Origin of the sequence: Cyclobacterium xiamenense (genome assembly GCF_900109255.1) — a bacterium.
GTDB lineage: Bacteria > Bacteroidota > Bacteroidia > Cytophagales > Cyclobacteriaceae > Cyclobacterium > Cyclobacterium xiamenense.
Genome location: NZ_FNZH01000011.1, coordinates 67659 through 80082, shown reverse-complemented (window position 1 = coordinate 80082; position 12424 = coordinate 67659). Strand labels below are relative to the sequence as shown.

Below are 12424 nucleotides of genomic sequence, written 5' to 3'. Positions count from 1 at the left end.
GAATATGTAGTCTCCCTCAAATGTACCGCTCGTCGATCTTCTTTGCATCCGTCACAAATTCGCGGAACTTGCTCTCATCACCCAGCTTGCAGATCAGCAGCACGTTTTCACTATCGCTTATCAGGTAATCCTTTAGCCCCTGAATGACTACCAGCTTGTCTTTGGGTAGCTTTATGAAACAATTTTCCGTTTCATAGAGCAGGGCTTTGCCCAGCACCGTGTTTTTTACCTCGTCCTTTTGGCTGACTTCGTAGAGGTTTTGCCAGGACCCCAGGTCTGACCAGCCAAAGTCACCCAAAACGGTAAAAACCTCATCGGATTTTTCCAATATGCCGTGATCGATCGAGATATTCCGGATCAGGCTGTAGGCCTTTTTCAAAAACTCCTGTTCCTTCTCCGTACAAAAATAGGCCTCTCCTTCTTCAAATACCTCGGCCATTTCCGGTAAATAATGTTCGAATGCGCCAATGATACTTTCGTTTTTCCAAACGAAGGTCCCGGAATTCCACACGAAATCACCGCTTTCGAGAAAGGTGGTAGCCAGGGAAATATCGGGTTTTTCGGTAAAGGTTTTTACCTTTTTTACCGGGTTTCCCTTGTCCGGAAAGTATTGAATGTACCCATAACTTGTATCCGGGCGGTTGGGACGAATCCCGAGGGTAACCAGATTCCCGGATTGCCGGGCCGCTTCCATCCCTAGTTCAATGGCCTCAAAAAATGCGTTTTCATTAAAAATCAACTGATCCGAAGGGCTAACGATCACCCGGGCATTGGGATTGAGTTTTTTGATTTTATAGCTACCCAATGCAATGGATGCAGCAGTGTTTCGTCTCATCGGCTCCACCAGCAAGCGGTCTGTGGGAATTTCGGGCAGTTGCTCCTTTACCAATTGCAGGTATTTCCGGTTGGTCACCACAATAAACTGATGTGGTTCGTAATTGGGCCGAAACCGATCGTAGGTCATTTGCAGCAGGGATCGACCCGTGCCTAGCAAATCCAAAAACTGCTTGGGTTTATTGTGCCGGCTATACGGCCAAAATTTGATCCCAATCCCGCCCGCCAAAATAACGACGTATCTATCCGCTGCTTTCATAACTATACAATCCCTTCCTTCATCAAATCGTGTATGTGAATAAACCCAATCACTTTCGCTGCTTCCATCACGACCAATTGGGTGATATTGAACGAGCGCATCAGCCCGAGTGCTTTCACGGCATACGCATCGCTTTCAATAGTTTTGGGCGCCGGTGTCATGATGGCTCCTGCGCGTATGCGGGAGAGGTCCGGGTCGTTTTGCAGCATTCTTCGAAGATCGCCATCCGTGATGATCCCGATTAAGCGCTGCTTCGCGCCGACGACGGCGGTAGCACCAAGTCTTTTGCTACTGATTTCAAGGATCACGTCCTTCAATGATGCATCTTCCGGTACCAGTGGAAGCAGGGACCTGTCCATCACATCGGCCACCCTCAAATAAAGCTGTTTCCCCAGGGCTCCTCCCGGATGATACCGGGCAAAAGACTCGGCGGTAAACCCCCTTGCAGAAAGCAGGCAGATCGCCAGGGCATCTCCCATGGCCATTTGTGCAGTAGTACTGGTAGTAGGAGCCAAATTATTGGGGCAGGCCTCTTCAGCAATCCCCGCGTACAAGACATAGTCAGCTTGCGTAGCCAAATAGCTTTCCTTGTTCCCCACCAACGCTATCAGCTTATTCCCCAGTTGTTTAAGCAAAGGGACTAACACTTTAATTTCCGGTGTATTTCCACTTTTAGATACGCATATTACGAAATCTTCTTTTTTTATCATACCTAAATCTCCATGAATTGCATCGGCAGCATGTAAAAACAAAGAAGGAGTTCCTGTAGAATTAAGCGTCGCCACAATTTTATTTGAGACGATAGCACTTTTCCCAATACCGGTGACCACGATCCGTCCCGAAGTTTGCAATAAATCGGCCACGCAAGCCTCAAATTCATCCCCTATATGAGGAACTAAATTTAAAAGCGCATGCGCTTCGTTTTGAAGCACATTTATTGCCGTGGTTTTAATATTTTTTAGTAATTTCAATTTTACAGTTGTTAATTGTTAATTTTGTACAAAGGTAGAAAAGATTTACCTTAAACTTTAATGATTGGCAAGGAGCAACTCATTAAACTATTCGTGTAGTGGATAACGCAGTAAAAGATAATCTTAAAAAAATATTTGGTTTCAATCAGTTCCGTGGAAACCAACAACTCATTGTAGATAACATACTTAAGGGTAATAATACGTTTGTGATTATGCCCACGGGTGCCGGAAAATCCCTTTGCTACCAATTACCTGCCGTTTCCAAGGAAGGTACGGCAATTGTCATATCCCCGTTGATCGCTTTGATGAAAAATCAGGTGGACCAACTCAATAGTTTTGGAATTAATGCCCATTTTCTGAACTCGACGCTCAGCAAATCGGAATCTAACCGCGTGAAAAGTGAGGTTTCAGCCGGACTGACCAAGTTGTTGTATGTGGCGCCGGAATCCCTTACCAAGGAAGAGAATATCCAGTTTCTCAAGAATGCTACCATCAGTTTCGTCGCCATCGACGAAGCCCATTGCATCTCCGAATGGGGGCACGATTTCCGGCCGGAATACCGGAAGATTAAATCCATCATCTCACAGATAGGGGATAATTTACCGGTGATTGCACTGACCGCCACCGCCACACCCAAGGTACAGCAGGATATTCAGCGAAATCTTCAGATGGAAGAAGCCGATCTTTTTAAGTCTTCGTTTAACCGAACCAATCTCTATTACGAGGTGCGGCCAAAGTTAAAAAACGATACCAAAAAAGAGATCATCAAATACATCAAATCGCAGAAAGGAAAGTCGGGAATCATCTACTGCCTTAGCCGAAAAAAGGTCGCCGAGATCGCGGAGTTGCTTCAGGTCAACGGGATCAAAGCCGCTCCCTACCATGCCGGACTTGATGGGCATGTGCGGATCAAGAATCAGGATGATTTTTTGAACGAAGAGGTAGATGTCATCGTGGCCACCATTGCTTTTGGCATGGGTATTGACAAGCCGGACGTTCGGTACGTGATCCATTACGACGTGCCCAAATCGCTGGAGGGGTACTACCAGGAAACCGGTAGAGCGGGCAGGGATGGACTCGAAGGGCATTGCCTGATGTTTTACCGGTACGAAGACATTCTCAAACTAGAGAAATTCAATAAAGATAAGCCGGTGAACGAGCGGGAAAACTCGAAAGTACTGCTTCAGGAGATGGCCGCGTATGCGGAAAGTTCCGTTTGCAGGAGGCGCTTTCTGCTCCACTATTTTGGTGAAACCCTGGATAAAGATTGTGGATTTTGTGACAACTGTAAGAAAACTAAAGAAACCTTTGATGGAAAAGAAGACCTTCTAACCGTCATCACGGCTGTCAAAGAAACCAATCAGCGGTTTAGTATGGATCATATCGTCAGCCTGGTCCGCGGCGAAAAGAACGAGTACATCGAAAGTTACGACCACGACAAACTATCTACCTATGGTTTGGGGAAAGATAAAGATGCCACCCACTGGAAAACCGTCCTCCGGCAGGCGATGATCTTTGGACTACTGGAAAAAGACATCGAAAACTACGGCATCATCCTGCTGTCTAAAAAAAGCGAATCCTTTCTAAAGGCACCTTACCCTGTCAAAATCAGTAAGAACCATAATTTCGAGGAAATGGCCGAAAACGTGTCCGCCGAAGAGCTGAACAGCATGGGTAAAGCCTACGACGAAAAGCTTTTCGAATTACTGAAGGCGGAAAGGAAAAAGGTAGCAAAAGCCAAAAACTTGCCTCCTTATGTGGTTTTTCAGGACCCATCTTTGGAGGAGATGGCCACCGTATATCCCACCACCCGGGAAGAACTCGCCCAAATCAATGGGGTAGGTATGGGAAAAGTCACCAAGTTTGGAGCTAGTTTTCTGAGGCTAATCGAAAACTACGTGGAGGAAAACGAAATTATCACGGCCTCGGATGTGGTAGTCAAAACCTCCGGCACCCGCTCCAAGGTGAAAATCACGATTATTCAGCAAATCGACCGGAAAATCGATCTGGACGAAATTGCCAATAATTTAAACATCAGCATGGGCGATTTGCTGCATGAGATTGAACAAATCATCTACAGCGGCACTAAATTGAATATTAACTATTACATTCAAAATATCATGGACGACGAACGAGAAGACATCCTCCATGAGTATTTTATGACGGCGGATACAGATAAAATCAGGGAAGCCATGACGGAGCTGGCAGACGAAGACTTTTCGGAAGAGGAAGTGCGGGTGTACCGAATTAAATTTATTTCCGATCACGCCAATTAATACAGACATTCATGAATATTTTGCTTTTAGGAAGCGGTGGCAGGGAACACGCCTTTGCCTGGAAAATAAATCAAAGTACGCATTGCAACAAACTATGGATCGCACCGGGCAATGCCGGTACCGCTGCCTTGGGGGAAAACGTAGCCCTGGCAGTGAATGACTTTCCCGGTATCCGTGATTTCTGCCTCAAAAATACCGTTGATTTGCTGGTAGTAGGCCCCGAAGAGCCACTGGTAAAAGGCCTGAAGGACTTTTTAGCCCTTGACCCGAAAACTGCCGGCATCCCGGTGGCCGGTCCGGGGAAAGCCGGGGCTCAGCTGGAAGGTAGTAAGGACTTCTCTAAGGAATTCATGGTGAAAAACGGGATTCCGACCGCAACCTACGCCACCTTTACCGAAGAGACGCTGCTGGAAGGAATGGAGTACCTGAAAACCCAGCAGCTTCCCATCGTGCTCAAAGCTGATGGTTTGGCAGCTGGCAAAGGTGTTTTGATTTGTACCGACCTGGAGGAGGCGACAAGGAGTCTGCGCGACATGCTAGAGGGGCATAAGTTTGGCGAAGCTTCTTCAAAAGTGGTGGTGGAAACCTTTTTGAAGGGAATCGAGCTTTCTGTTTTCGTCGCCACGGATGGCGATACCTATAAAATACTTCCCGAGGCCAAGGATTACAAGCGCATTGGCGAGAAGGACACCGGTCCCAACACCGGAGGTATGGGGGCAATCAGTCCCGTACCCTTTGCGGATGCAGACTTTATGGAAAAGGTGGACCGAAAAATCGTACAACCGACGATCCAGGGATTGCATGACGCCGGTATCGACTACCGGGGGTTTCTGTTTATCGGTCTCATGAACATGGACGGCGAGCCCTATGTGATCGAATACAACGTGCGCATGGGCGATCCGGAGACGCAAGCAGTCCTTCCGCGGGTGGAAAGCGATTTTCTGGAACTGCTGGACGCCATCGCCAATAAAAAACTAGCCGGTTACGAGCTAAAAACCGCCTCCACGGTTACCGCCACGGTGGTGATGGTAGCAGGAGGCTATCCCGGAGCATACGAGAAGGGAAAAACCATTTCCGGCCTGGAAAAAAATACCCTGGAAAATGCCCTTACCTTTCATGCCGGCACACAAACCACGAACTCCGGTACCATTGGTACCAACGGTGGAAGGGTAATGGGAATAACAGGAATCGGGGCTACGACGGAAGAAGCGATTCGAAACGCTTACGAACGCGTAGACCAAATACGTTGGGAAAACGTCAATTTCCGAAAGGATATCGGTCAAGATATCCTGGAATTGGAAAATTGAACGGTTTCCCCGTTTTCACGAGGAGGAAACTCCCTTTAAATAGATAAGAATATGTCAGGATGCACCAATTGCAGTACCGATACGCAGGGCGTTGGAGGCTGCCAGAACAATGGTAGCTGCGGTACAGGGGATTGCAATAAAATGAATTCGTTTGACTGGCTTTCCCACATGGGAATCCCAGAAGTTGATACATTTGATGTTGTAGAAATAAAGTTCAAAGGAGGAAGAAAAGATTATTTTCGAAACAGCCAACTCTTGCCGCTAACCACCGGCGACCCGGTGGTGGTGGATGTACCTAATGGCCACCACATCGGCTACGTTTCCCTTCAGGGAGAACTGGTCCGGTTACAAATGCAAAAAAGGAAAGTCAAAAACGACGACTCCCTTACCAGCATCTACCGCATTGCCAGCCAAAAGGATCTGGAAAAATGGCAGGATGCCAAAAACAGGGAACTCCCCACCCTGTACCGAAGCAAGCAAATCATCGATGAGTTGAAGCTGGGAATGAAACTTTCCGATGTGGAATTCCAGGCGGACAATTCAAAAGCCACCTTTTACTATTCGGCAGACGACCGGGTGGATTTCCGGGAATTGATCAAAATCCTGGCTTCCGAATTCAAGATACGAGTAGAAATGCGGCAAATCAGTCTCCGGCAGGAAGCCGGGAGATTGGGTGGAATCGGCGTTTGCGGCCGGGAACTTTGTTGTTCCACCTGGATTTTCGATTTTAAGAGTGTCACCACTTCTGCCGCGCGCTACCAAAACCTCTCGCTGAATCCGAGCAAGCTATCCGGACAATGTGGCAGACTGAAATGCTGCCTGAATTTCGAACTGGATAGCTACCTGAGTGCTTTAAAAGACATCCCCAAAATTGAGAAACCCTTGCTGACCGAGGCGGGTCCGGCCAAACTACAGAAAACCGATATTTTTCGACGACTCATGTGGTTTAGCTACAACGATGACAACAATTGGCATTCCATCAATTGTGACCGGGTACAGGTGATCCTGGAACAAAACGAAAAGGGAATCACTCCATTCAACCTCAAGCAAGACAACGCATTTGAGGGCGAATACGACCTGAATAAAACCAACGAAGACCTGGAACTGCTGGATAAGAAATTTGCCCAAACCAAGCGAAAGAAAAAACGCAAGCCAAAAAACCGAAAGCCGCCTACCCAGGAAATGGCGGCTACGGGAGATACGCCATCCAAACCCAGAAGGCCAAACCGGAATCCCAAAAGAGGCAACAGAAACCGAGGAGGGCAAGAAAATCCTTCTCAGCCAACGCCCAAAGGTGCTACCGGAGAATCCAAGGGAGCGGGGAATGCCTCCCGGAATCGGAAAAGAAAACCCAATCCCAACCGGAACCGGGGGGGGCAAAATAAACCCAATAAGGGTCCTTCAGATGGCGCGTAAACGAATGAACCGTCTATGCCTGATAGGGTCTATCCTGATCCTTTATTGGGCCTGCGAACCGGGTAGGCGTTACGAATCCTTTCAGGACCTCCCCTCCCAATACTGGGTGGTCACAGACACCCTGAGCTTTTATGTGGATTCACTGGAAACGGTGTCGCCACTGGTTCAGTCGATCGGGATACGGTACAACGACCGGTACGAATACCACAACCTGTACGTGCGATACCTGCTCAAGGACGGCCTGTCAAATACGGTAATGGATTCGCTGGTAAATATCGGGCTTTTTGATTCCAAAACAGGCAGGCCATTGGGTAAGGGGTTTGGCAACCGGCGTACAGTCTACGATACCCTGCCAGGGAACAGCCTACCCATTGGCGGCAGCATTCATTTGGTCCAATACATGCGAAAGGATACGCTGGACGGAATTGAGTCCGTGGGGATCAAAATTACGGACGGCAACGGCGCTCCCTAATCGTCCATTCAACCGCAAGAGAAAGTGGCCCCGGAGCAATCCGAAACTGCCAACAACTCATTTGCTGTTTTCCTCTCCGGAAAATTTGCCCTGAGAGAGTTTGGTCTGCAGTAAGTCTTCCCGGTCCAGCCAATACTGACGGCTAAAAAGAAATACCATGTTCCAGTTCCTGGCTGTGAGTAATTGAGGATGGTAGACAAAGGCTTCTTTTGCCGATGTGGACGAAAAAAAGCGTTGGTCGTCGGTAAGGATAGCGGCAATGGCCTTGTCTCCTTCTTTCACTTCCAGGTCCATCACCCGGACATAGGGATTTTCTCCCACCTCGTGATTTCCATAGGTGCCGATCAGGTGGTTTTTTAACGACCAGCTGCTATTGTATCCGGGTGTGGTAAACGTAATTTCCGGGATCTTTCCCTTTTGCACCGCTCCCGCATAGTCGATGTAGTCCCGTAGCATGCGAATGCCGGGATTTTGCAGGTGCCGCTCCCTGAAGTCCTCCAACTTCAGGCTCGTTACCAGGATGTTTTCTTTTCGAGCCCGGGTGATCGCTACGTTCAGGCGGTTTACTCCACCCTTCCGGGATAACTGGCCAAAATTAGCGGTAAATTTTCCCTCCGGATTCCTGGCATAGCCTACGGAAAACACCACCCGGTCAAACTCATCTCCCTGCACGTTTTCGATGTTTTTTACCCGAATCCCCGCATCTGTGCTAAGCTGCTCGTCTTCCTCCAGCAGCCCCACAATCAGCAGCATTTGGAAATAGTTAAAGGTAATGATACCAAAAGTCTCCAGGGGGAATTTGGCGCGCAACTTGTGCAAAAGAAGCACCACCTCCCCGGCCTCTTCCCGGTTGGTCTGATGCTCCCAGACTCCCTGCACCTGCACCAGCTGGATCCCATGCTGTCCACTGTTCAATACCTTCCGGTCCGGCAGCATGTACAGGTTATTTTCGTAAAAATGCGCATTGGAAAAATGAATGAGCGGTAAGGTAGCGCTCCGGTAGTGGGTGCGCAAATGAAACGTAGGGAAATACCGGGAGGCCATTTCCAGCAGGGCATCGATTTCCAATTCCGCACTTTCTTCTTCGGACTGTATCCGGGTCTGGTACAGGTCGTAGGGCTGCAGCTGATGCCTGTCCCCTGCCACTACTACCTGCTTGCCCCGCAACATCATGGGAAGTCCCCGTTCGAAGTAGCACTGACTGGCTTCGTCAAAGATGACCAAATCAAAATCCTGGTCCAGGGGAAAGAGCGCCGAAGCGGTTTCCGGAGATGTCAGCCAACACGGAATCAACCGGAAGATTTCGTCCCGGTAGTATGCGATCAGTTTTTTGACTGACCATATCTGCCGCTTTTTCCCGACCTGGTGTGCCAGTTCCCGGTAGGTAATTAGGTTGTTCAAACGATTGTATTCCAAGTGCTGACAAACCCCTTCTCTTAACCGAAGCTCGACGATAAACCGGGCGGTTTTCAGTTTTTCCTCCACCGAGTAGGCAAAATCAGCAATGGCGGTTTTAACCTGAGGCCCGTTTATTTCCTTCAGTACCGGGTATTTTGCCTCCAGGTGGCCGACCCAACTTACTTTCAGACTAGAAAGAAACAGGCTTTTCAACGTTTCAAAATCTTCCTCCGGGTATTCGTCCATTAGCTTCTCCACGACCTTTTTCTCCTCCATCTCCATCTGATTTCGAAGTTGATCGAAGCGGATCAACTCGTCCACATCTTTGGGAAGCGTTGCACGAACATCATTTAGTTTTTCCTCGTCTGCCGAACTTAATAAATGCTTGATTTGAATCTCGCTGAGGTAGGTACGCCAGGTATCAAAATGGGCCTCCACCCACTCGTTAATTACCGTAACGCCCTCAAGCAGGCTCTGAAAATGGGCGTAGGAAAACTGCGGCTTGAAAAAGTAGGACGCGAGCACGCCCAGTTCACTCATGATAAACCGGGCGTTCAAGGCCTTTACCAAGACGGTCGCCATCTGGTTAAACGTATGTATGGTAAACGGCTTCTCCGGCAAATCGATCCAGGTCTTTTGTCCCAGCAGCGTGTATTGGTGGTTGAGGTTCATTCGGTTCTCGAGCTTATGGATGAGCAGGCGGATATCTTCCCTGTCCTTCTTCAAGCCATTTTTCTCCAGCAAGGCCAAAACCGGTCCGTATTTCTTCCCGTCCAGACGAACGGCCACCCTGCCGTACCAGGATTCAACCTGCTTGGAGGCCTGCACCGCTTTCTGGAGTATTCCCTCCACCTCCTCATCACCGATCTCCCATTCGACCCCCTCCTCGGAAAGTAGCTTCCGTACCATATCCACTTTGTTTTCCAGCCATAATTTATCGAGTGCCACCGCTTCAAAACCCATAAACGTCTTGAACTTTTCGTATATCTCCGGACTGTTGATACTGTGCATCAAGGCCTCAATCTTGTCTTTTTGCTGGAAAGATTGATAGATCAGACTGTATTCGAAGGTATCGGCCAACATGGAATCCAGGTCCTTTTTTGCCGCAAGCTTCACCGAAGAAAGCTCCTGAAAGGTCCCCGAGACTCCCCGAAAAGCCTCCGGGCCCATGGCCGAGAAATCCACCCGATGGAGCCAGAAAGAGGAGGAGACCTGAAATTTTCTGTAATAGTACTGGTACTGTTCGAAATTGGCCAAAAATCCATCCAGGTCATCCACCTTAAATGCCCGGTAAAACTGCGTCAGATCGATCCCCTCTTTCCCAAAGTCGGAGGTCAGGTACAATTCCTTTACCGGGACTCCGCAATCTTTGGTATCGAAAAGCGCCTGTTTGTACTCGTCAAAAAATTCCGAATACTTCTCAATGTTTCTGCACATCAACCCGAAAGTTCGCTCCAGTTGGATGGCATCGAGAGAGCGATTTAGGGAAAGGTAGTTATCGATGGAACTGATCTGATGCGAGATCTTTTTGTAAAGTTCTTTGCGGTCTCCCCGGTAATCGTGAATGAGGGCGGTAAAATTAGCCATCCCCTGTGAAGCAAGGCGTTGGTTGACCACGTCTAGCGCTGCCCGTTTCTGAGATACCACCAAGACCTTCTTTCCCCGGGAGGCAAAGTCTGCTACCAAATTGCAGATCAACTGGGATTTTCCGGTTCCCGGTGGGCCTTGTACCACGCAGGAATTTCCGGACTTTACGTGTTTGATCACCTCCTCCTGGCTGGCATCCATTGGAAAGGTCGTGTACAGGTTGTTTTCCTGACTTTGGTGCTGCCCCCCTTCCGAATTGCCAAACCGCTCGGCAAACAAGGCTTCCAGATCGCGCTGCCCGACCTGTTGCATCAGCTGCTCGTAATCGTCCATCAGGAAAGAGCTTTTCTGAGAAAACTGACCCAGTACGGCATAGGGCTGCAGCCGCAAAATCCCCGTATCCAGGGATTGCTCAAAATAGTCTCGGTTTTGATCCGGAAAAAACTCCAGTTTATCCTGGTAGATTTCCCGGTTAAAATTCAATTCAATCTGGTTTTTGAGGTAATGGTACAGGTCCGTTCGAAAGCCCATGGGGTCCTTACTGAATTCTTCCATGGAAAGCTCCAGCCACTCTTTGTCAAAGGGTTTGCCCAGGGCTTGGCTATAGGCAAGCAAAAACGAGGGATTCAGGAAAGGAAGCTCCCCTACGTTCTTTTTTAAGTACCAGATTTTTTCTTCCAACACCAGTGCCACGGGAAAAAACAGGAGTGGACAGCGAATCAACTGCCCATTGAGTAATTTTCCCTCGACAAAAGGCCAACCGACAAAGAGACTTTTTTCTCCAGTTTCTTCGGCGGCAAAGCGGACCTGGTGTTGCAGGCGCTTCAATCGTACGGAAAGCTGATTGATGTTTTTGTCCCGGGAATCCAATACCTGAATGAGCGGAATGTTTCGCTTCCTTCCCAGCAGCTCGGTGATGTAAAAAAAGGACGGGTGGTTGTTTAAAAAATGAAAATCCTTCAGGTCGATCATTTGATTCTGAATGATCTTGGGAAGAAAAATCGACCGGTTGTTGGACGAGAGATCCACCAGCCGGTTGAGGTACACCTTAAAAATATCCTTGAGCATCCTGTTAGTTGAACGGTGAATCCTTTTCTTTTGCCATGTGATTGTACACCACCTGATCCATGATCCCGGGAATCCATTTGTTCAAAAATGAAGCCAATTTCCCCTGCCTGGTCAGCACCAAATCCCGTTTTCGCTTCAACAGTGCCTTGAGCAGGGCCTGTGCGACCTCGTCTGCCGTCATCATTTGTTCCTCATCCCGGGGAGATTCCTTTTGGGGGGTTCCGTCGGCTGTCAAGGCTTTGTTGCGGATATTAGAAGCGGTAAATCCGGGACAGACGACCAATACGTGCACGCCCAACTTCATCACTTCCGTGCGAAGAGCTTCCAAAAAACCATTCATGGCATACTTACTGGCGGTATAGGCCGTCCGGGCAGGTGTACCGCGAAATCCATTGATGGACGACACGCCGACGATGGCTCCTTTGTTTTTAATGATTTCCTCCAGGCAAAATTTGGTGGCATACACGGTTCCCCAGAAGTTGATATCCATGACTTGGTGAAATACCGACAGGTTTAAGTCCCTAAAAAGGGCCCGCATGCTGATGCCTGCGTTGTTGATCAGTACATCTACCCCTCCGAACTTTTGGCAAACTTCTTTAACCATCTGTTCGTTTTGCTCCGAGTCTGCCGCATCGCATACGACTCCTCCACAGGTAATTCCCTCACGCTGAAGCATCAGGAGTGTCTCATCCAGTTTGATTTGGCTGCGCCCGGTAATCCACACCCTGGCACCGGCCTTACCGAAAGTTCGGGCACAGGCGGCTCCAATACCCGAGGTGGCCCCGGTGATGATAACGACTTTATTATTTATGTCCATGTATTTGGTCGATCAAGTT

Annotated in this window: 8 protein-coding genes; 4 read left to right on the top strand and 4 right to left on the bottom strand. The window is 48.6% G+C overall.

The genetic code is table 11. The features are described from left to right. Window positions 1–16: 16 nt before the first annotated feature. Both BMW71_RS21375 and BMW71_RS21370 read right to left on the bottom strand, forming a co-directional pair. Window positions 17–1093, bottom strand: coding sequence for a mannose-1-phosphate guanylyltransferase (locus BMW71_RS21375; RefSeq protein ID WP_092178562.1), 1077 nt, complete (start codon window positions 1091–1093; stop codon window positions 17–19). Between the two features lie 2 nt (window positions 1094–1095). Next, window positions 1096–2064 carry a KpsF/GutQ family sugar-phosphate isomerase gene (locus tag BMW71_RS21370; protein ID WP_092178560.1) on the bottom strand — a complete coding sequence of 323 codons (969 nt, stop codon included), beginning with the start codon at window positions 2062–2064 and terminating at the stop codon, window positions 1096–1098. A gap of 98 nt (window positions 2065–2162) precedes the next feature. On the opposite strand from BMW71_RS21370, the gene recQ reads away from it, so the two are divergent. Genes recQ through BMW71_RS21350 form a run of 4 tightly spaced genes read left to right on the top strand, consistent with a single transcriptional unit; the run spans window position 2163 to window position 7535 of the window. After that, complete coding sequence (gene recQ, locus BMW71_RS21365) at window positions 2163–4340, top strand: DNA helicase RecQ (RefSeq protein ID WP_092178558.1); 2178 nt, start codon at window positions 2163–2165, stop codon at window positions 4338–4340. Between the two features lie 11 nt (window positions 4341–4351). Next, window positions 4352–5647, top strand: a complete 1296-nt coding sequence (purD, locus tag BMW71_RS21360; RefSeq protein ID WP_092178556.1) for a phosphoribosylamine--glycine ligase — start codon at window positions 4352–4354, stop codon at window positions 5645–5647. A gap of 51 nt (window positions 5648–5698) precedes the next feature. Next, window positions 5699–7063: a PSP1 domain-containing protein gene (locus tag BMW71_RS21355; protein ID WP_218145618.1), complete on the top strand. Its 1365-nt coding sequence runs from the start codon at window positions 5699–5701 to the stop codon at window positions 7061–7063. A 4-nt stretch (window positions 7064–7067) separates the two neighbouring features. Continuing rightward, window positions 7068–7535, top strand: coding sequence for a gliding motility lipoprotein GldH (locus BMW71_RS21350; RefSeq protein WP_241684867.1), 468 nt, complete (start codon window positions 7068–7070; stop codon window positions 7533–7535). A gap of 57 nt (window positions 7536–7592) precedes the next feature. Here the strand turns inward: BMW71_RS21350 and BMW71_RS21345 are convergent, their stop codons facing one another. Next, the gene (locus BMW71_RS21345) at window positions 7593–11588 is read right to left on the bottom strand and encodes an AAA domain-containing protein (RefSeq protein WP_092178552.1); all 3996 of its coding nucleotides are present in this window, start codon (window positions 11586–11588) and stop codon (window positions 7593–7595) included. Window positions 11589–11592: 4 nt separating this feature from the next. Next, complete coding sequence (locus BMW71_RS21340) at window positions 11593–12405, bottom strand: SDR family oxidoreductase (protein ID WP_092178549.1); 813 nt, start codon at window positions 12403–12405, stop codon at window positions 11593–11595. Between the last annotated feature and the right edge of the window lie 19 nt (window positions 12406–12424).